This is a genomic window from Curtobacterium sp. TC1 (assembly GCF_019844075.1).
In the GTDB taxonomy this organism is placed as follows: domain Bacteria; phylum Actinomycetota; class Actinomycetes; order Actinomycetales; family Microbacteriaceae; genus Curtobacterium.
This window is the reverse complement of record NZ_CP081964.1, coordinates 3,554,092-3,575,900: the sequence shown is the minus strand read 5'-3', so window position 1 is coordinate 3,575,900 and position 21,809 is coordinate 3,554,092. Positions and strand designations below refer to the sequence as shown.

Genomic DNA, 21,809 nt, shown 5'->3' with positions numbered 1-21,809 from the left:
CGCCCTGACAGAACGGCCACAACCGGCCGCCGACGCACCCGAGAGGAGGGAAACCTGCAATGCTTGCCCTCGTGGATAGCGACACCGAACGCTGGAGCTCGTCAGAGCCAGCCCAGGCATCGCCGGACGACCTCCTGGCTCGGGTTGCCTCCGGTGACCAAGCCGCCTTCGCGGACCTCTACGACGTCCTCTCCGGCCGGGTCCTCGGGCTCGTGACGCGCCTCCTCCGGGACCGCGCCCAGTCCGAAGAGGTCACCCAAGAGGTCTTCCTCGAAGTCTGGCAGCAGGCCACCCGGTTCGACCGGAAGCGCGGAACCGCCTCCAGCTGGGTCCTGACCATGGCACACCGCCGAGCGGTGGACCGGGTCCGTGCCTCGCAGGCGTCGCACGACCGGGACACGAAGATCGGCATCCGCGACCTCGAGGCCGGTTTCGACCAGGTCTCCGAGTCGGTCGAGATCCGCATCGAACACGAGCGTGTCGGGCGGGCCCTGGCCAAGCTGACCGAGTTCCAGCGGCAGGCCGTGCAGCTCGCGTACTACGGAGGCTTCTCGCACAGCGAGATGGCCGAACACCTCGGTGTCCCCATCGGCACCGTCAAGACCCGTCTCCGTGACGGGATGATCCGACTCCGAGACGAGATGGGGGTGACCTCATGACCGAACGACACGACGACCCCGCCCTGCTGACGGGTTCCTACGCACTCGACGCGCTGTCCGACGATGAGCGCATGCTCCTGGAGGACGTCCTCTCGACGTCGCCCGAACTCCAGGCCGAAGCCGACTCGCTGCGCGAGACCGCGCTGCAGCTCGCCTTCGCCGCTGCGCCGATCGAGCCGCCGACGTCGCTGAAGGCGTCGCTGCTGGCACAGATCGCGACGACTCCGCAGGCCGCACCACTGGCCGACACGGCGGTCGACCAGACCCCGGTCACCGAGACCACCTCCGCCCAGGAGGCCCGTCCCGAGCCCGCCAGGCACGTCGCCTCGATCGCCGACGGTTCCACCACCGGTGGCCGGGCGTCCTCCGAGGCCCGCCGCCGCTGGTTCCAGCGTCCGGCAGCCATGCTCACCAGTGCCGCTGCGGTCGCCGTGGTGTTCCTCGGCGTCGGCCTGGGTGTCGGTGTCGCGAACGGTCCGTCCGACGGACCGGGGACCGGCACCACGCAGGCCTCGAGCGGCCTCGACCGCATCTACGCCGCGTCGGACTTCCAGCGCAGCACCACCAAGGTCGAGGGCGGCGGCACGGCCACGGTCGTGTGGTCGAACGACCTCGGCAAGTCCGCGGTGATCCTCGACGGTGTCGAGCAGGCGCCGAAGGGCAAGACGTACGAGCTCTGGTACATCGGCTCCGAGGAGCAGGGCGGCACGATCAAGTCAGCTGGCCTGGTCGACGGTGTCGCCGACGGCGTGCACTCGGCCGTGCTCAAGGGCTCGATGTCCGACGGTGCGACGATCGGCATGACGGTCGAGCCGGCCGGTGGTTCCGAGCAGCCGACCACGACGCCGATCATGGCGGTCCCGACCACGTCGGCCTGACCCTCCCAGAAGATCGACCCAGAACGACACCCTTGACGTCGCACGACATCGAGGGTGTCGTTCTGCGTCGCCACGCCACGCCACCTCGCACCCAGCGCAACCACGAAGGCCCGGTGCGCGTCCGTGGCGGACGTGCACCGGGCCTCCCGGTCGTCCGTCAGCACGACGGACGGACGTCGATCAACCGAAGCGACCCGAGACGTAGTCCTCGGTGGCCTGGACGGACGGATTCGAGAACATCGTCGCGGTGTCGTCGAACTCGATGAGCTTGCCCGGCGCACCGGTCCCGGCGATGTTGAAGAACGCGGTCTTGTCGCTGACGCGCGACGCCTGCTGCATGTTGTGGGTCACGATGACGATCGTGAACTCCTTCTTGAGCTCCTCGATCAGGTCCTCGATGGCCAGGGTGGAGATCGGGTCGAGCGCCGAGCAGGGCTCGTCCATCAGCAGCACGTCGGGTTGCACCGCGATGGCGCGGGCGATGCAGAGACGCTGCTGCTGACCGCCGGACAGGCCCATGCCGGGCTTGTCGAGGCGGTCCTTGACCTCGTTCCACAGGTTCGCGCCCTGCAGCGAGCGCTCGACGATGTCGTCGGCCTCGGACTTCGAGACGCGCTTGTTGTTGAGCTTCACGCCGGCCAGCACGTTGTCCTTGATCGACATGGTGGGGAACGGGTTCGGACGCTGGAAGACCATGCCGACCTGGCGACGGACGAGCACCGGGTCGACCCCGGGGCCGTACAGGTCGTCGCCGTCGATCTTGACCGAGCCCTCGACCCAGGCGCCGGGGATGACCTCGTGCATGCGGTTCAGGGTGCGGAGGAAGGTGGACTTGCCGCAGCCGGACGGGCCGATGAAGGCGGTGACGGTGCGGGGCTCGATGGTGATGTCGACACCCTCGACCGCCTTGAACTTCGAGTAGTAGACGTTGAGGCCGTCGACCTCGATGCGCTTGGACACGTTGATCCTTCTGGTGGGTGGGGAAGTGGGTTCGCTAGCGCGAGAGCTTGGGGGCGAAGAGTCGGGTGACGAACCGGGCGAGCAGGTTGAGCGCCATCACGATGAGGATGAGCACCAGTGCGGCGGTCCAGGCACGGTCGACGAACGGTTGCGGGTTGGCGCCCTGCTGCGAGTACTGCGTGTACGCGTACACCGGCAGGGTCATCATCGGGTCCTTGAACAGGTCGTAGTTCATGCTCGCGGTGAAGCCGGCGGTGACGAGCAGCGGGGCCGTCTCGCCGATGACGCGGGCGATCGAGAGCATGACGCCGGTGGTGATGCCGGCGAGCGACGTCGGCAGGACCACCTTGAGGATCGTGAGGTACTTCGGGACGCCGAGGGCGTAGGACGCTTCGCGGAGCTCCATCGGCACGATCTTCAGCACCTCCTCGGTGGAGCGCACGACGATCGGGATCATCAGCACCGACAGGGCGACGGAGCCGACGAGGCCGAAGCGGGCGCCCGGGCCGAGGAACAGTGCGAACAGCGAGTAGGCGAACAGACCGGCGACGATCGACGGGATGCCCGTCATGACGTCGACGAAGAACGTGATGCCCTTCGCCAGCGCGCCGCGGCCGTACTCGACCAGGTAGATCGAGGTGAGCAGACCGATCGGCACCGAGATGAGCGCCGCGAACAGGGTGATCTCGAGCGTGCCGATCAGTGCGTGGATCGCGCCGCCGCCCTCGGAGATCACGCCGCGCATCGAGTACGAGAAGAAGTTCGCGTCGAAGCGGGCCAGGCCGTCGGCGACGACGGTCCAGAGCAGGGACACCAGCGGCAGGACCGCGATGACGAAGGCCGTGATGACCAGCGAGGTGATCAGCCGGTTGACGGCTTGACGGCCGCCCTCGACGATGCGCGAGACGACCACGATGAGGACGTCGAACAGGACGGTGCCGAGGAACAGTGCGGCGACGACGTTGAAGTCCTTGACCGCACCGCCGGCGTTGAGCAGGGCGAACACGGCCACCAGGGCGACCCAGCTGCCGACCAGCAGCAGCCACGGCACCGAGCGGTGCAGCTTGCCGTTGGCGTAGACGTTGCCGGCGGTGCCGGTCTGACGGAGCGCGAGGGACATCGGGTGCGACCTCTCAGCTGACCCGCGTGCGGACGATGTACCGCGCGAGCATGTTGATGACCAGGGTGATGACGAACAGGATCAGACCCGACGCGATCAGGGCGTTCAGGGCGGTCCCCGATGCCTCGGCGAACTGCAGCGCGATGTTCGCGGCGATCGTCGAGGGGTTCTGCGAGGTCAGCATCTGGAAGGTGACGTTCGTCGAGACCGACAGCACCAGGGCGATCGCCATCGTCTCGCCCAGGGCCCGACCGAGCCCGAGCATGATCGCGGACACGATGCCGGACTTGGCGAACGGCAGCACGGACAGGCGGATCATCTCCCAGCGCGTCGCACCGAGGGCCAGGGCGGCTTCCTCGTTGAGCGTGGGGGCCTGCAGGAAGATCTCGCGCATGACGGCCGTCATGATCGGGATCGCCATCACGGCGAGGACGATCGACGCGGTCAGGATGGTGCGGCCGGTGCCGGACACCTGACCGGAGAAGAGCGGGAACCACCCGAGGTACTCGTTCAGGAAGGCGTAGAACGGCTTCACGAACGGCGCCAGCACGACGATGCCCCAGAGGCCGTAGACGACCGACGGCACGGCGGCGAGCAGGTCGATGACGTAGCCGAGCACCGGGGCGAGCCGCCGCGGTGCGTAGTGGGAGATGAAGAGTGCGATCCCGAGGGCGAGCGGGACCGAGATCACGAGCGCGATGAGCGCGGACCAGACGGTGCCGAACACCAGTGGGCCGACGTAGTCCCAGAAGTTCGTGGCGTTGTTCGGCAGTTCGCCGACCTTGGCGGAGAACGCCGGGATGCTCTGCCAGACGAGGAACGCGGCGACGAGCACGAGCACGAACAGGATGAGGCCGCCGGCGATGACCGAGGCGGCGGAGAACACCCGGTCACCGACGCGCACGACGGCCTTCGGCTTCTCGGGGGTGACGGTGGCCCCTGGCTGGGCCGGTGCGGTCGTCATGGGGCTCCTGTCGGAGGTACGCCGGGGGAGGCGACGGGTTCGGGGGACGTACGTGGTGCGGAGGTGCCGGTCGGACGGGCGCTGGCTGTCGGGCCGGGCTGCTCGCGTCGCGACGGGCAAGGGCCCGGACGCCGGTCAGGTGGGTGGGACCGGCGTCCGGGCGCTTGGGGGTGTTACTTGATGGAGTCGACCGCGGCAGCGGCCTTCTCGGCCAGGTCGGACGACAGGGCGGCCGACTTGGCCTCCTTCGCCGCGGCGTCCTGCGCGTCGCCGGTGACGACGTAGCTCAGGAAGCCCTTGACCAGGTCGGCCTTGTCGGAGTCCTTGTACTCCTGGCACGCGATGGCGTAGGAGACGAGGACGAGCGGCCAGGCGCCGTCAGCGGTGTCCTTGCGGTCGATGTCGATCGCGAGGTCGTTGTCCTCGCGGCCTGTGGCGACCTTCGAGTCGGCGACGACCTGCGCGGCGCCGTCGGCCGAGATCTCGGTGGCCTTGTCGCCGACCATCAGCTTCGCCTTGTCGAGGTCGCCCGCGCCGGAGTCGTCGATGTAGGTGATCGCGTTGGTGGCGCTGCCCATCGCGGAGGCGACACCGGAGGTGCCCTTCGCGCTGTCACCGACCGAGTACGGGAAGGTCTGGCTCGGCTCTTCGGTCCAGACGTCGCCGGCGTTCGCGGAGACGTACTCCGAGAAGTTCTGCGTGGTGCCCGAGTCGTCGGAGCGGTGGACGACCGTGATGTTCGCGTCCGGCAGGTCGACGCCGTCGTTCAGGTCGGCGATCTGCGAGTCGTTCCACTTGGTGATCTTGCCCGAGAAGATGCCCGCGATGGTCTTCGCGTCGAGGGTCAGGTCGCTGACGCCGTCGACCTTGTAGGCGATCGCGATCGGGGAGATGTAGACCGGGATGTCGATGGCCTTGGTGTCGGCCTTGCACAGGTCGAAGGAGCCCGAGAGCTCCTCGTCGTTCAGTGCTGCGTCGGAGCCGGCGAAGTCCGCGGCCCCCGCGACGAAGTTCTTGCGACCGGCGCCCGAACCGTCGGGCGAGTAGTTGACCGTGACGCCCGAGGCCTGGTCCTGGAAACCGGCGGCCCAGGTGGCCTGCGCGGTCTGCTGGGCGGACGAGCCGGAGCCGGTCAGGGTGCCGGAGAGGCTCGAGTAGTCGCTGTTGCTGGAGGAGGACTCGGTGCTGCCCGCGTCCTCGTTCGCCGCGCAGGAGGAGAGCACGACTGCGCCGGCGATCGCGATTGCTGCGATCGAACCGATTCGCTTGATGTTCACAGGGGTCCCTTCGGGGATGGGGTGCAGTGGGACCACTGCGGTCCCTGGGCCGGTGCCGACCCGAGAGCGACTGTAGGGACGCGAGGTGACGGGGATCACGCGCGTTGGTGAACGGAAGGTGAACGAGGGGTTGTCCCGGTCGGGGCGGCGTGCGGCGCCGCCGCGCCGGGAGCAGGATCGGGACGTCGTGCGTGCGCGCGGAAGATGCAGACGCATGTTCTGCAGGGCGCTGGACGGGAGGCCCGGATCACGTGCCCGGGCACGGCACACGCCCGGCGCGCGGCCGGGTGCAGAGCGTGTGGTCGCTACGCCGGGATCGTGTTGCGGTGGGTCTCGACGGCGACGAGGGTCTCACCGGCGATGTGCATCACCGAGAAGTCGCCGACCGACAGCATCGCGGCACGGCGCAGGTCGAACCGGCCGGAGTCGTCGGCGGTCGCGGTGGCGATCCGCGCGATGATGTCCGGCAGCACCGGCCCGTGCGAGCACAGCACCGCGGTCTTGCCCTTGTCGAGCCGTCGACGGACGACGCCCTTGACGTCGGCGGCGCCGCGGTCGTGGGCGTCCTGGCTGATGTCGGAGCTGCTCGAGACCCCGAGCTTCGTGGTGGCCGACAGCGGTTCGACGGTGGCGAGGCACCGTGCTGCCGTGCTGCTCACGATCTTCTTCGGACCGAACGCGGCGACCGGCGACGCCGCGGCCTTCGCCTGCGAGCGGCCGACGGGCAGGAGCGGACGGGTGGCGTCCGGGCCGTTCCAGTCGGAGCCGGGCACGGTCTTCGCGTGCCGCAGCGCGATCAGGGCGAACGTGCGGTGGTGGCCCGCGGCGGCGCGCTCGGCGAACCGGTCGAGGATCGCCACGTCGCGCTCGTACGTCAGGCGGTTGCGGGCGTCGTCGATCGTGACCCACTCGAGTGCGGCGACCTCGTGGTTCGGGGTGAAGTCGCCGGCACGGGCGTACTCCTTCGCCGAGACGCGCGCGGCCCAGTAGTGCACGACCTTGTCGCGGCCGTTCGGCAGCACGTACTCGGCGGTGCCGAGCGGGGCGCCGAGGTGCACGCGGTAGCCCGTCTCCTCGTCGATCTCGCGTACGGCGGTCGTCGGGACGGCCTCACCCGGATCGACCTTGCCCTTGGGCAGGGAGACGTCCTTGTGGTGGTCGCGGTGGATGAGCAGCACGAGGGGCGTGCCGTCCTGTTCGCGCCAGACGACTGCGCCGGCGGCGAGGACGGGGCCCGAGGGACCGCCGCTCACCGAGTGGAGCGCTTCCGAGCCGAGATCTTCCGCATGGTCACATTCTGCACGTCTTCGAGCGGACGACCGTCATCGTCGGTCGAGTGCCGCGTCCACTCGCCGTCGGACTCGAGGTGCCACGAGCTCGCGGTGTCGGCCATCGCCAGGTCGAACATCTCGAGCACCTCGTTGATGTGGTCCGGCGCCGTCAACCGCACGAGGGCCTCGACCCGGCGGTCGAGGTTGCGGTGCATCATGTCGGCGCTGCCGATGAACACGGCCGGGTCGCCCTCGTTGTGGAACGCGAACGCGCGGGAGTGCTCGAGGTACCGGCCGACGATGCTCCGCACCCGGATGGTGTCGCTCACCCCTTCCATCCCCGGCTTGAGCGAGCAGATGCCGCGCACCCAGACGTCGACCGGCACACCGGCCTGGCTGGCCAGGTAGAGGGCGTCGATGATCTGCTCGTCGACCATCGAGTTGACCTTGATCCGGATGCCGGACGGCTTGCCGGCGCGCGCGTTGTCCGCCTCGGTCTGGATGCGCTTGAGCAGCCCCTTGCGCAGGTGCAGCGGTGCGACGAGCAGCCGCTTGAACTTCTTCTCGATCGCGTAGCCGGACAGCTCGTTGAACAGGCGCGTCAGGTCCTTGCCCACGGTGTCGTCCGCGGTGAACAGGCCCATGTCCTCGTAGATGCGCGAGGTCTTCGGGTTGTAGTTGCCCGTGCCGATGTGGCTGTAGTGCTTGAGCGTGCCGCCCTCTTGCCGGATGACGAGCACGAGCTTCGAGTGCGTCTTCAGCCCGACCAGGCCGTAGACGACGTGCACGCCGGCCTTCTCGAGCTTGCGGGCCCACGTGATGTTGTTCTGCTCGTCGAAGCGCGCCTTGATCTCGACGAGCGCCAGGACCTGCTTGCCCGCGGCGGCGGCGTCGATCAGGGCCTCGACGATGGGGCTGTCACCAGAGGTGCGGTACAGCGTCTGCTTGATGGCGAGCACGTGCGGGTCGGCCGCGGCCTGCTCGAGGAACGCCTGCACGCTCGTCGCGAAGGACTCGTACGGGTGGTGCACGAGGACGTCGTTCGCCTTGATGGCGCGGAACAGGTCGGGCTTCGTGTTCGGTTCGCCCGGCTGGAACTGCACCGGGGTCGTCGGCACGTGCTTCGGGTAGTGCAGGTCCGGACGGTTGATCTTCGAGATCTCGAACAGGCCGCCGAGGTCGAGGGGCGACGGCAGCCGGAAGACCTCCTGCTCGGTGATGTCGAGCTCGCGCACGAGCAGGTCGAGGGTCACCGGGTCCATGTCCTCGGTGATCTCGAGGCGGATGGGCGGACCGAACCGGCGACGCAGCAGTTCGCGCTCGAGGGCCTGGATGAGGTTCTCGGCCTCGTCCTCCTCGATCTCGACGTCCTCGTTGCGGGTGACCCGGAACACGTGGTGCTCGAGCACCTCCATCCCCGGGAACAGGTCGTCGAGGTGGTTCGCGATGAGGTCTTCGAGGGGGATGAACCGCATCCGCCCGGAGTTGTCGTCCGGCAGCTTGATGAAGCGGGAGAAGTTCTGCGGCACCTTCAGGCGCGCGAACTCCTGCCGCTGTGACTTCGGGTTGCGGACCCGGACCGCCAGGTTGAGCGAGAGTCCGGAGATGTAGGGGAACGGGTGCGCCGGGTCGACCGCCAGGGGCATGAGGACCGGGAAGATCTGCTCGTTGAAGTACTCGCGCATCCGCAGCCGGTCGGCCTCGTCCAGGTCGGACCAGTGCTCGATGTGGATGCCGGCGGCGTCGAGGTCGGGCTTGAGCGAGCCGATGAACGCCTGGGCGTGGCGGTCCTGCAGTTCGTGGGCCTTCTTCGCGATGTCGCGCAGGACGTCGCTCGGTGCACGGCCGACGTTGGTCGGGACGGCGATGCCGGTGTCGATGCGGCGCTTCAGGCCGGCCACCCGGACCATGAAGAACTCGTCGAGGTTGGACGCGAAGATCGCCAGGAAGTTCGCACGCTCGAGCAGGGGCTGCGTGCGGTCCTCGCCCAGTTCGAGCACCCGCTGGTTGAAGCGCAACCAGCTGAGCTCACGGTCGAAGTAGCGGTCCGACGGCAGCGACTCGTGCTCGATCTCGACGACCTCGTCGAAGTCGTCGAGGTCGGGTGCGACGGATTCGCCGTCGAGCTGCGGTTCGGTGTCCATGTCCACATCCTGCCACCAGGGCACCACGGTCGGAGGGGCTCCGGTGGACGCTGTGGAAACCCGCGGTGAACGGACCGTTTGTGAAGGAACGGTCACGATATACGAACGGTGACATCTGCGCCGGTTTGTGGGTATGGTGGGTCCCGTCAGAGCCTCCGGGGGGATTCCACTGCGCGGGGGTGCAGCTACGAATGAAAGAGGTTCATCATGTCGCGTGTCCTTTCGACCGAGCAGGCCAAGACCGCCATCCGTCAGGTCCAGTCGATCATCAACGGTGGTTTCACCGACCAGATCTCGCAGCTCGACGCCCAGGGCCGGATCCTGTCCGACTCGAACGTCTGGGACGGCCCGCTCGCGGCGACGTTCCGTGGGTCGACCTGGCCGGAAACCAAGGCCGCCCTCGACAAGGCGAAGACCGAGCTCGAGCAGCTCCGCACGCAGCTCGACAAGATCTCGCAGGACATCTTCACCGCGGGTGGCGGCGCGTAAGCAGCCACTCGTTCCGCCCGGACCGTCGCGCTCGCGGCGGTCCGGGCGTTCGCGGTCGGTGGGGCCGCGTGACCAGCACGACCAGTACGACCAGTACGACTTCGGGGGAAGAACCATGGCTGACCTGCACGGCAACGATCCGGTCGAGTTCGACAACGCTACGGCCGACGCACTCAGCTCGGCACTGAACGGCGCGGCCGAGTCGATCGAGGGACAGGCCGGCTCACGGCAGTCCTACGTCACCACCGCGTCGCAGGAGTTCCGCGGGCACTTCTCCGAGCTCTTCGCGCAGAACGCGTCGACGGCAGCGTCCGACGGTTCGACGATCGCCGCGAACCTCCGCACCGTCGCGGGGTGGGTCGACAAGATGCAGGCCGCCGCCGAGCGGGAGAACGCTCGTCGCAAGGAAGCCCGCGACTGGGAAGCGGAGTACGGCGACCGGAACTTCTTCGAGTGGGTGCACGACAAGGTCGCCGGGGCTCCCGTGCCGCCCACCGTCCACCACGAGGACGCACCGACCTTCGACCAGGCGACCGGACCGAGCACTCCGCGCCAGACGCCGAACCCCGGGTCCGGTGGCGGGGGTGGCGGTGGGACGTCGTCCGCCAAGCCCGCCGACCTCCGCTCGTTCGCCACCGGGTCGTCGACACTGAACCAGTCGCTCGACGGCAAGCCGGCTGGCCTGCGCGGCAAGCTCGCCGACTTCGCGTCGAAGTGCTCCTGGGGGCACATCGACGCGACGAGCCTCGTGAACGCCTTCGAGCAGTGGAGCACCGCCAACGGCCAGGACGTCACGTGGGCGAACACCATCGCCGACGCGTTCGCGGCAGCCGGCGGCGAAGGCGCCGTCTCCACCGTCTCGGATGCCGCGCTCGCCGCGGCCCTGACGGCCGCCGGCGTCTCGCAGTCCCGCACCGACCTGCAGTTCGATCCGCCATCGGCCTACGGCGCCCAGCCGACCACCGGGTACTCGATGGACCCGGTCAACACCACGACGGGCAACTTCCTCGAACCGGAGCTCGACCTCGGGTTCACCGGTGCATCCGCGGCGCTGCAGATCACCCGCATGTACAACTCCCTCGACCAGCACGTCGGGCTCTTCGGTCCGGGGTGGGCGTCGATCCTCGAGACCCGGCTGCTCATCGACGACGAGGGCGCGTCGTTCGTCGGTGCTGACGGCCGCCAGGTCCGGTTCCTGCGCGACGGCGAGGGCTGGGCGCGCGGAGTCGGCGAGAACCGCTGGCTCGCGGTCGAGGGCGACCGGCTCGTCGTCCGCGACAACCAGGGCGAGCGCATCGACTTCTCGCCGTCGGGGCAGTGGCTCGGACAGCGCGGCGGAGCCGGCACAGCGGTCCGCATCGAACGGAACAGCGACGACGTCGTCGTCCGCCTGGTGCACGAGCGAGGCCGCTCGATCGACGTCGACCACGTCGACGGCCGGGTCGCGGTGCTCCGCGCGTCCGACGGCCGCCGGGTCGAGTACGGGTACGACGACCGGGGCCGCCTCGTCACGGTGACCGATGCCGTCGGCACCCGGACCTACGGCTGGAACGACGACGACCTGATCATGACGGTCACGAGCGCGGCCGGTGTCGTCGAGGTCGACAACACCTACGACGACCAGCGCCGCGTCGTCGAGCAGGTCAGCCCGCACGGCCGCACCGTGCGCTTCGCCTACCTGCCCGGTCGTGTCACGGTGGTGTCGGACCACGACGGCTCGCGGTCGAACTCCTACATCGCCGACGCCAAGGGGCGTCTCGTCGGGGTCATCGACTCCGACGACCGCCGCCAGTCGATGAGCTACGACCGGCACGGCAACCTGGTGTCGGCGACCGAGCGCGACGGGTCCGTCACCGTGCACGCGTACGACGACCGCGGCCGGAAGACCCGCACCGTCACGCCGTCCGGCGGTGACCTGACCTACGGGTACGACGAGCAGGACCGCGTCACGACCGTCGTCACCGAGGCCGGCGCCGTCGTCTCCTACGAGTACGTGGGCGACGACCGCGACCCGTCGGTGATCACCGACCCGGTCGGCGGCCGGACTGAGCTGACCTGGCGAGACGGCGTGCTCACCCACGTCGTCGACCCGACCGGCGTGGTCCTGACCTTCGACCACGACACGTTCGGCGAGCTCGTCGCGACCACGAACGCCGTCGGCGCCACCGCTCGGATCGAGCGCGACGCCGCCGGTCGCCCGGTCGCCGCTGTCAGCCCGTCCGGCGCCCGGAGCGAGTACCGCTACGACGCAGCGGGGCTCCTCGTCGAACGGCGGGACGCCGACGGCGCCGTCTGGCGCTTCGAGTACGGCGCCGGCTCACGCATCGCAGCGGTCGTGGATCCACTCGGAGCACGCACCACGTTCGACTACGCCCCGAACGGCGAGCTCGCGACGACCACCGACCCGCTGGGTCGGCGTGTCTCGCGGACGTTCGACGACCAGGGGAACCTGGCGGAGCTCGCATTGCCGGGCGGCGCGGTCTGGACGTTCGCGCACGACGCCTTGTCGCGCCTCCAGGCCGTCACCGACCCCGCCGGCGCGACCTGGCGTCGCGAGTACGACGTCGTCGGCGAGCTGACGGCGACCGTCGACCCGACGGGCGTCCGTCAGGAGTTCTCGGACGACGTCGCGACGGGCGTCGCGACCCTGCGCGACGCCTTCGACACCGCGACCGTCCGGTTCGATGAGTGCGGCCGACCCGTCGAGTCCACGTCTGACGAGACCGGTTCCGAACTCATCACCTACGACGCTGCCGGTCGCCCCGTCGAACTCGTCGACGGCGAAGGCGGCCTGACCCGACTCGAGCGCGACCTCGCCGGCCGTGTCGTGGCGTTGGTCGCCCCCTCGGGAGCGCGCTCGACCTACGAGTACGACGCCTGCGGTCGTCCCGCCGCGGCAACCGACGCCGCGGGGGCGAGGACGACGCTCACCTACGACGCGGACTCCCGCGTCGTAGCCCGCACCCTGCCCACCGGCGAGGTCGAGCAGGTCACGTACGACGCCGTCGGACGCGTGGTCACGCAGACGACTCCGGGTTCCGGCACCGCGCGGTTCCGGTACGACCAGGCCGGGAGGCTCGTCTCCAGTCAGGACGCACGCTTCGGCCGTCGTCGGTTCCGCTACGACGCAGCCGGGCAGCTGATCCAGGTCGTCAACGGTCTCGACGGGGTCACCTCGTTCGAGTACGACGACCGGGGAAGGCTGGTGACGATCACCGACCCTGCCGGCGGGACCACTCGACGCGAGTACGACGCCGCCGACCGTCTGATCGCCGTCACCGACCCGCTCGGCCGCACCACCACCGCGGCCTACGACCCCGCCGGGCGCCAGATCAGCCAGACGGATCCCGACGGCCGCACGACGGAGTGGACACACGACGCGGCTGGCCGACAGCGAGCCGTGATCGTCGACGGTGCGGTGCAGTCGGAGATCACCCGCGACGCCGTCAACCGAACTGTCGTCGTGTCGGACCACACCCGTGGTGCCGGTCGGACGATCGAGCACGAGCTCCAGCACGACCGCCGTGGCCTGCTCGTCCGCCGTGCCCGAGGCGACCGGTCCGTCGCGTGGGAGTACGACGCCGACGGCAACCGCACGGCTCGGGTCGACCCGAACGGCACCCGGACCACCTACCGTCGCGATGTCGTCGGCCGCGTCGTCGGGGTGGAACGGGACGGCGCCCCTGCCGGCACGTTCTCGTACGACGCCTCGGGTCGGATCGTCCAGGCGGCCACCGGCGACCTGGTGCAGTCGTGGTCGTACGAGGGTGGCGCACTCGTCGCGCACACCTCGACGACGCTCGACAGTGCCACCACCACGCGCATCGAGCGCGATGCCGACGCGCGGATCACCGCGATCGACGGACCGTCCGGAACGGTGTCGTACGAGTACGACGCCGCCGGCCAGCTCGTCCGCGCCGGGGACTCGACGTGGACCTACGACGACCGTGGGCGGCTCGTCGCCGAGACCGTCGGCGGGGCCGAGACACGCCACGAGTACGACGCTGCCGGTCAGCTGGTCGCGACGATCACCGAAGCCGGCCGTATCGAGTACGTCCACGACGGTCTCGGTCGACGCATCCGACGGACCGCCGCTGACGGATCCACCACCGAGTACGCGTGGTCGGACCTCGGGTACCTCGCTGCCGTCGTCGACCGCGACGCCTCGTACGTCGAGACCGCCCGGCTCGACGTCTGGGTCGATGCCCTCGGTGAACTCGCCGAGGTGGGTGGGGTCGCCGCGTGGTGGGACTCCGCCGCGGTCGTGCCGTCGCTGATCAGCATCGCCGACACGTTGCTGCTCGACTTGCCCGGTGGTGTCACCGCGATCGGCGATGCTGTTACGCAGCCCGCGTGGCGCAGCGCGCGCGCCACCGATGCTGCGGATCCGTGGGCGGCGCTCGCTGCCGTCACGGACGTCGGCCTGCCCGCGGGGGTGGCGCTGACCGGCTCGGGCGGGGTGTCCGTCGCCGGGTTGGAGTGGCTCGGGGCACGTGTGTACGACCCTGCGGCGCGAGGCTTCCTGTCGGTCGATCCGCTCGCGCCGATCCTGGGTGCGGCGTGGTCGGGGAACCCGTACTCATACGCCGGCAATGATCCGTTGCAAGCGGTCGACCCGCTCGGGTTGCGGCCGGCGACGGACAAGGACCTGCAGGCGTACCGGGATGCGAACCAGGGTGCGATCGCTGGCGCCGGCAAGTGGATCGCCGACCACAAAGAAGCGATCCTGGCGACCGCGATGATCGTCGGGGCTGTGGCCCTCATGTTCGTTCCTGGAGTGAACATCGCAGTGATGGCGTTGGCCGCGGCCGGGTCGGGTGCGCTCATGGCCGGCGGGATCTCGATCATTCAGCAAGGTCCCGACAGCGGAAAAGTGAACTGGGGAGACGTGGGGCGCCAGATGGTCATCGGTGGTGTATCCGGCGCCATCGGCGGTGGTGTTGCTGGGGTCGCTGGAAAGCTCGCGCCAGGTGCTACCCGCATTGCGTCATCGGTTACCAGTCGCATGGCCGCATCGAGAGCGGCTGGGATCAGCGGCGCGGCCGAGCGCGTTGCCACCGCTGCCATCGGTAAGGGCGGCCAGGCTGCACTCGGCGCCGGCACGCAGCAGGCTGCCTCGAACACCATGGACTACGCGACGAACGCGAACATCCAAGACAAGTCCTTTGCAGGAGGCTTGCAAGCGTTCGGGACCGGTTTTGGTACCGGGTACGGAGGCAGTGCCCTCTCCCGGGGGCTGAGCTCGGTCGTCAAGGTACCCGGCAACTTCGGGACGCCGAGCTCGAATGCTCATGCGGCAATGACGCCCTTCGCAACCGGTGCTAACGAAGTGATCGGGCAGACGACCAATCACCTCATGGGGGGATTCTCCGCGGTCACCAACGAAGCGATTCGACCAGGTGGCGACCTTCAGGGAAACTTCGGAACTACCGCGCTGAACGGTATCCTGTCAGGTGCCGAGGGCCCGACGGCGGCGCACGTGCCGCAGCACGTGGCTCCGTGACGAGAGGTGTACTGATTGAGCGAGCCAGCTGCCACCCCGGCCACCCAGGCGAAGGGGAATCGAAGGGCCTGGGTCATCCTGGCTGTTTGGGCTTTCGGCGTCGTGGCATCGCTCGTGATTCTGCTTGTGTGGCCCAATTGGATGAGCGCGTACGACGAAACGCACCGGAGGACCATGGCCTGCGATGTTTCTGATGCAGAAGTGTATGCAGGGTCCACGGTGAGCCGGACCGGCTTGGGTGCCCCGTTCTCATACGTGAAAGTCGAGACGCAAGATTGTGGTGTACTCATCTTGCAGGGTGTCAAGAAGACAGTACAAGAACAGGTCGCACGGGACTTAGCGACTGGTGGGGAGACGCGGTTTTCTGTAGGCAAAGGGTCATGGTGGTTCCGGAGTGCGCTCCACGTGATAAATCGATACCCAACGGCATTCGATTACGAGCGATGAGTTCGCTTTCCTTCTCCTAGTTCTTGCAGCATCTACATCGCCTATCGTTGCGCGAGGGGAGATCCTGCGTCGGCTGCTGCGACGAGTCGGCAGGATGCCGTGAGCTTCTGACTTATCGCTCGACAAACCAGCTGCGCGGTGGCGTTTGGCCGGATCGGGCGGAGCGACTGTCGAGTCAGCGAGCTGGATCGGAAGCTAGATCGGCCTCGGCTGACGGCAAGACTTGAATCATCTTTGATCGGATACGCGAATGGCAGCAGCAGGTCGGTGGGGTCGGCAATTCAGCATCGGGGTGTCCTCCGTCGTTGCGATCGCTGGGCTGGTTCTCCTCTGTACGAACAGGTTGCGTCGAACTTGCCTCGAGGGAGGAAAAGCGGTCCGCATGGTCCGGTGAAGCTTGCGGCGCGGCGAATATCTTACAGTTCTCGATCCTTTCCGGATGCGAGTGGATGAGCCAGGAGTAATGGTGCGACGCCGTCGACGTGTAGAACGCAGCAGGGAGTATGGCCGACGGACCGCGCGGCACATAAGAAGTACCCGTGGTCGTGTTCTTCGTGACCGCGCTAGCGCGATCGTCGTTCTCACGGGTGTCGTGGTGGTCCCTGTCCTGGCATTCGGTGTCGGCCCGTGGGTATTAGGGCAATATGACGATGAGCACCGTGTGAACGTTGTCTGTCGCGTCCGGTCCATTGCTGCGGAAGTTCATTCGTCCAGAGGCGGTTCGCAGCCCCAAGTGAACTTCGACACCGACTGTGGGAATCTGCTTTGGGTTGGTGTGGATCGCTCGAACATGAACGATGTAGCGTCCGCAGTGAATGCGGGTGCAGAATACCGTTTCGAACTTGGCGCCGGCTCGTTCAAGTTGCGGAACATACTCAAGCTGGTGAAAGTGGTTCCGTCGATCTACCACTACACAGAGTGCCCGGATAGCGCGTAGATCGTCGGCGGAAGAACGGGGCGAGCGTCGCTTTTGCCGACGCACGAACGGGGCGACGGTTCTGGGCGGGACCGCAACACAGCGCTGTGTGTGCGACACACGATGGTGAATAGCTCCGATTTGCGCCAACTGTCGGTCGGTGGCGCGCTGTCAGCGTCCGAAGACCCGCACGAACTCACCCCACGGTCCCGGAGCCCGCTGCTCGAGCCAGGCACACAGCTCGGGGTAGGCGGCATCGATCGCCAGGACGCTGATCACGCCTCGCCGGCCCTTCGCCCTGATGTCCAGCCCGCCGAACCGGTTGGTGGTCGGACTGATGCGGGTGATCGCGCCTGGGCCGACGGCGCCGGCGGCGCGGAACATCGGTGTGACGATGAGCTGGTCGTCGTACGCCTCGACGCGACGGCGCTTCTGCCCGACGCCGAGGTAGACGAACAGGATCCCGAACAGCACCATGGCGACAGCAGTGATGAGCATCCCGATCGCGTCAGGGTCGTCGAGCAGCGTGAGCGTGGCGAGGAAGAAGAACCCTCCCATGACGATGAACACGATCCCGATGATCCGGAGCAAGAGGTAGCTCCACCGGCGTGCGCGGACGGTGAAGAGCACGCCGTACGCCTCGTCGCCCACGACGGTGGACGGTGGTCGCTTGCGATCGCTCCGGTGGACGAGCGCGCTGACGGCGGCCGGGATCGCGATCATCGCGATCAGCGCGATGAGGACCGGCGAGAGGTTGAGTGTCACCGATCTGCCCCCGGTCGTGCGTACGGACGTCGTCGTTCGATGGGCCCGAAGCCCTGGCCCCCCTGGATCATGCGTGCAGAGTACCAGCGCGGCTGTGGACAGCGATCGCGCGACGCTCCGGATGCGATACGTTGTATGCCAGTCGGGGCGTGTGGCCCGAACGGGGGCGGCCAGGGAGGCCGATCGACGCGGACCCGACGTCATCGAGCAACTAGCATCGATGTGCTCGACGATTCTCTTGGGGGGAAGACCGTGATCAACCAGCGTGCCGGGAACACCGGAGCACGAAGCACCACTCGCCGACTCGTGGGGGCGGTCGCCGTCACCGGCGTCGCCGCGCTGGTGCTCGCCGGGTGCACGTTCGACGACAAGCCGGTGGCTGACCCGTCACGGATCCTGCAGACCGTCGACACGCGTCTGGCCGCGGACGGCTCGATCACGTCGATCTCCGACACCGCGATCTCGGTCGCGGGCAAGGACTCCTCGTCGGCGACGACCGACCACGACCCCGCGAAGGCGGCTGGTGACCTCCCGCTCCGCATCACGACGCAGTACTCGACGTCGAAGAAGACCGGTACCGACCTCGCTGACCTCGACGGGTACTCGGGCAGGATCGCGATCGACCTGACGATCGAGAACCTCACGGTCACGTCGAAGAACCTGACCTACGACGTCGCCGGGACCTCTCGCTCGACGCCGGCGCTGGTGGGCGCGCCCTTCAGCGTCGCGGCCTCGACCGTCCTCACCGGCACCGCGGCCGACCGCATCGTCACGGATGCCGCCGACTCCAGTTCGTCCACCGACGGCGTCGTCAGCACCAACGAGGACGGCGACGCGGTCGTCCAGTGGGGCCGCTTGCTTGCCCCGCCGACGTCCGGCGCGAGCAGCACGCTGCACCTCGTCGCCGACGTCAAGGACTTCACGGCGCCCACGTTCGACGTCGCCGCGCAGCCCGGGCTGTCCACGGACCTGTCCTCGACCGGGGTGGTGAACGCCGCGTTCGGGTCCGACAGTGACTCCGAACTCGCGCTCCAGCGCCGCACCATCGACCTCATCTCGCAGGTGAACGAGGTGCTCGCACGAGCGGGCGGCACGATCACCGAGGTCCGGTCGAACCTCGAGACCACGTCGAAGACCCTCGGCGTCAGCACGGCCGAGCGGCTCAAGGAGAGCGGCTCGTCCCTGGCGGGCACCATGCGGTCCCTGTCCGGCGAGCTCGGTTCCCTGAACGGCGATCTCGGCACGACCGTCAAGGCGACACAGTCCACCGTGCTGCAGCAGCTCCAGCAGACCACCACGAGTCTCGACAGCCTGCTCGGCGACACCTCGGCGACGGCGCCCGCTCCGGTCCTCGACGGGAACGGATGCGCGGCGACGCCCAAGACCTCGACCGCGGGCGGCAGCGTCTACGGCAACCTGCTCAGTGTCTCGTCGCAGCTCAAGGGCTACGCCGATGCGAGCGAGGCGTGCAAGCAGCAGGTGAGTGCGCAGCTCGCCGCTGCCGTCGGCCCGAAGGCTCCGGACGCGACGACCTGCGCCGCGACGGACGCGCGAGACTCGCTGACCTGCACGCTCTACGAGTCGTCCACCGCGATCAACGGTTCGCTGATCGGCCTGGTGAGCACCGGGCAGGCACTCGCCGCGCGGCTGCAGCCGGAGACGGTGGACGCCGCGATCGCGAGCGCTGCCGGCCTCGACACGCAGCTCACCCGCATCTCCGACGCACTGGACGAGTACGAGGACGGTGGGGACGGCGGCACCGGTGACGCACTGCGCGCGCTGTCGGCGAGCGCGGACCAGATCGGCACGCGAATCGACGCACTGGCGACGGCCGTGCAGACCACGCACGACCGTGCCGAGGCGGCACGTGACCTGGTCGACGGTGCAGGGTTCCCGCTGTCGATGCAGCGCCAGAACTCGGCGGTCGCGGACCAGCTCTGTGCCCTCGCGACGCTCGGACAGCTCGACCAGGCCGATGCTGATCGCCTCCGCGGCTACCTGACGGCCGAGCCCTGCGCCGGTGCGCCCGAGGGAACCGTGCTGCAGCCCGGCCTCGGCTTCACCGACCCGATGGACGAACGACTGGACGACCAGACGGCGCGCTGGCAGGAAGTCGTCGACTCGACCAGTGCCGACGCGACGACCGAGGGGTCCATCGGCAGCGCGGTCGCCGGCCTGCGGACCGATCTGACCGCGCTCGACGACAGCATCCGCGCTGTCCGTGATGCTGTCCGTGGTGGGAGCGACGACGTGGGTTCCACGATCGAACGCCTTCGCGCAGCGGTCTCGGATGCCGACCGGTCGCAGATGGTCATCGCCACACAGCTCGCGACCGTCCGCCAGACGCAGATCGACCTCGCTGCGGAGGTCCAGAAGACCTTCGAGGACGCTTCCGACCAGTCGTCGGAGACCTTCAAGAAGGCCATCGACGCACAGGTGCGGAAGGTGTCGACCACGGCGTCCGAGAGCAACCAGGCCGTCCGCGACGCCTTCGACAAGTCGATCTCGGGCCTGCAGTCCACCGCTGACGAGGTCACGAAGGACTCGAAGGGCACGATCGACGAGCAGAAGAGCACGCTCGAGCAAGAAGGCTCGGAGCTCTCCTCGGCGGTCGACCGGCAGACGGCGTCCAGCCTCGAGCGCATCACGGCCAGCACGAGCGCCTCGACGCGCGACGTGCAGGGTGCTTCGACGCTGCTGACCGGCGACCTCAACCGGGTGATGCTCGACCTCGGCGACCGCAAGGTGAACGGCTCCGGCATCCTCGGCGCCATGGCCACGAGCGCGGCCAAGTCCGACTCCGCCGACTACCAGCTCGCCCTGGCGTCGCAGAACGCCGCGGGATACGCGAACGTCCGCGCCGAGGACGTCGCCGGCATCCTGCTCCAACAGGAGCAGTTCCGTGCGTCGCTCGATGCGGCGACGACGCTGCCGGCGTTCCAGCTGAAGGTCCCCGCCAGCGCGACGTCGACCACGCTGTACACCTTCCGGATCGGGGCGGACCGATGAGCGAACAGACGACCGAAGCCACGGCAACGGAGAGCGCCGACGGGACGCGTCCGCGCAGCCGCCGTCCGCTGCTCTTCGTCGGCATCGCGGTGCTCCTGGTGGCGGCGGTGGTCGCCGCCGTCCTGACGTTCCGGGCGTTCGGCAGCAGCACCCCGGCCGAAGCGGTCTCGGCGACCGTGCCGGTGGAGGTCACGGTGGCGCACGTCCCCGCGAAGACGACGATCGGCGTCATCGTCACCCTCGGCGACGGCGAGGGATCCGAGTGGAACGAAGCGGCGCAGGGTGCGCTGGTGGCGGAGCGTCGGCTCGCACTCGGTGGCACCGACGTCGCGCTCGTCACGAAGAACGACGGCGGGACCGCTGCCGGCGGCACGGCCGCGGTCGAGTCCCTCGCGAAGAGCGGGGTCGCGGGCATCGTCGTCGCCTCGTCGGGCAGCCACGTGTCCGGCGCCCTCACTGCTGCTGCGGCGAAGGGCATCCCGGTCGTCCTGCCCTACGCTCCGGCGGAGAAGGACTCCTGGTCGACGGCGCCGGCGGCTGGCTCGATCAGCACGGCGATGACCACGGCACTCGGCGACGCCGACGCGCCACTGCTGGTCGACCTGGGCGGCGGTGCTCCGGCGGGTCTGCGGGTCGCACACGTCCTGGACGGGGACGACACCGCAGACGCTGCAGCGCTGGCCACGACCGTCGCCGAACGCACCGGCGCGACGAGCAACGAGGAAGATGCCGATGCCGACGCGAAGACGGTGACGCCGGACTCCGACGCGGTCGTCGTCAGTGGCTCCGCGCAGCGCCAGGGTGCCTTCGTCGCCGCGCTCCAGGCCGAGAACGTCACGGTGCCGGTCGTCCTCACCCCGGATGCGACGAGTCCGGCGTTCGGCGCAGCGCTCGTCGAAGCCGGCGGCAGCCTGAGCGGCGCCTTCCGGACCGTGGGTGTCGCCACCGACGACGCCCGAGCGCTCGCCTCCGACGCCGGGGGCCGCGCGATGTCCGCCTTCCTCGGCGGTGTCCGGGTGCTCGCCGGTGACCAGGACGCCGAGAACCTGACCGGTGACCAGCCGTTCTCGGCGGTCGCGGGCGCAGCGGACTCGCGCAGCCACGACGCCGTCATCGCCCTGGTCCGCGCCGTCGGTTCGGCGCGGAGCGTCGAGCCGGCGGACGTCACCGATGCCCTCGCCACGCTCGACCTCGACGCCGATGCGGGCATCGCCGGTCCGGCACTCGACTTCACGCGGCAGCAGGCACTCGGGACGCCCGCGACGGTGCTCGCGGCGTCGGCGCAGCAGCTCGGTCTCCGTCCGGCCAGCACGGCGTCCGGCGACGGCACCGGGAGCGGAAGCGACGCTGCCCGAACCGCGTCGCTCGTCTGGTTCGACGACTCCAGCACGGACTGACCCACCCACG

General features: G+C 68.8%; 13 protein-coding genes. 6 read left to right on the top strand and 7 right to left on the bottom strand.

Features of this window, described 5'->3' with window-relative positions; genetic code table 11:
* The first annotated feature begins 59 nt into the window (after positions 1-59).
* Both sigK and KZI27_RS18090 read left to right on the top strand, forming a co-directional pair.
* On the top strand, positions 60-659 hold the full coding sequence (gene sigK / locus KZI27_RS18095) for an ECF RNA polymerase sigma factor SigK (protein WP_123311939.1): 600 nt from the start codon (positions 60-62) through the stop codon (positions 657-659).
* Positions 656-1,537 (top strand): anti-sigma factor domain-containing protein, encoded by an 882-nt coding sequence (locus tag KZI27_RS18090; protein ID WP_222658694.1) that lies wholly within the window; start codon positions 656-658, stop codon positions 1,535-1,537. Before sigK ends, KZI27_RS18090 begins: the two co-directional genes overlap by 4 nt.
* Before the next feature lie 180 nt (positions 1,538-1,717).
* On the opposite strand, the gene pstB is transcribed toward KZI27_RS18090, so the two are convergent.
* The 6 genes from pstB to KZI27_RS18060 all read right to left on the bottom strand — a co-directional run bounded on the left by pstB (position 1,718) and on the right by KZI27_RS18060 (position 9,273).
* A complete protein-coding gene (gene pstB, locus KZI27_RS18085) occupies positions 1,718-2,497 on the bottom strand; it encodes a phosphate ABC transporter ATP-binding protein PstB (RefSeq protein WP_111085283.1) in 780 nt (259 codons plus the stop codon).
* A 34-nt stretch (positions 2,498-2,531) separates the two neighbouring features.
* Positions 2,532-3,617, bottom strand: a complete 1,086-nt coding sequence (gene pstA / locus KZI27_RS18080) for a phosphate ABC transporter permease PstA (protein ID WP_123311943.1) — start codon at positions 3,615-3,617, stop codon at positions 2,532-2,534.
* A gap of 13 nt (positions 3,618-3,630) precedes the next feature.
* Positions 3,631-4,581, bottom strand: coding sequence for a phosphate ABC transporter permease subunit PstC (gene pstC / locus KZI27_RS18075; protein ID WP_222658693.1), 951 nt, complete (start codon positions 4,579-4,581; stop codon positions 3,631-3,633).
* A gap of 173 nt (positions 4,582-4,754) precedes the next feature.
* Entirely contained in the window at positions 4,755-5,858 is a 1,104-nt protein-coding gene (gene pstS / locus KZI27_RS18070; protein WP_222658692.1) for a phosphate ABC transporter substrate-binding protein PstS, read from the bottom strand.
* 305 nt (positions 5,859-6,163) lie between these two features.
* Positions 6,164-7,111: an NUDIX hydrolase gene (locus KZI27_RS18065; protein ID WP_123311949.1), complete on the bottom strand. Its 948-nt coding sequence runs from the start codon at positions 7,109-7,111 to the stop codon at positions 6,164-6,166.
* On the bottom strand, positions 7,108-9,273 hold the full coding sequence (locus KZI27_RS18060) for an RNA degradosome polyphosphate kinase (protein ID WP_222658691.1): 2,166 nt from the start codon (positions 9,271-9,273) through the stop codon (positions 7,108-7,110). The genes KZI27_RS18065 and KZI27_RS18060 overlap by 4 nt, the downstream gene beginning before the upstream one ends.
* A 207-nt stretch (positions 9,274-9,480) precedes the next feature.
* On the opposite strand from KZI27_RS18060, the gene KZI27_RS18055 reads away from it, so the two are divergent.
* Entirely contained in the window at positions 9,481-9,762 is a 282-nt protein-coding gene (locus KZI27_RS18055) for a hypothetical protein (RefSeq protein ID WP_027466625.1), read from the top strand.
* A gap of 115 nt (positions 9,763-9,877) precedes the next feature.
* Positions 9,878-15,265 carry a DUF6531 domain-containing protein gene (locus KZI27_RS18050; protein WP_222658690.1) on the top strand — a complete coding sequence of 1,796 codons (5,388 nt, stop codon included), beginning with the start codon at positions 9,878-9,880 and terminating at the stop codon, positions 15,263-15,265.
* A 1,534-nt stretch (positions 15,266-16,799) separates the two neighbouring features.
* Here the strand turns inward: KZI27_RS18050 and KZI27_RS18045 are convergent.
* Entirely contained in the window at positions 16,800-17,393 is a 594-nt protein-coding gene (locus KZI27_RS18045) for a hypothetical protein (RefSeq protein WP_222658689.1), read from the bottom strand.
* Positions 17,394-17,645: 252 nt separating this feature from the next.
* On the opposite strand from KZI27_RS18045, the gene KZI27_RS18040 reads away from it, so the two are divergent.
* Positions 17,646-20,402: a hypothetical protein gene (locus KZI27_RS18040; protein ID WP_222658688.1), complete on the top strand. Its 2,757-nt coding sequence runs from the start codon at positions 17,646-17,648 to the stop codon at positions 20,400-20,402.
* The gene (locus KZI27_RS18035; RefSeq protein WP_222658687.1) at positions 20,399-21,799 is read left to right on the top strand and encodes a hypothetical protein; all 1,401 of its coding nucleotides are present in this window, start codon (positions 20,399-20,401) and stop codon (positions 21,797-21,799) included. Before KZI27_RS18040 ends, KZI27_RS18035 begins: the two co-directional genes overlap by 4 nt.
* The last annotated feature ends 10 nt before the right edge of the window (positions 21,800-21,809 follow it).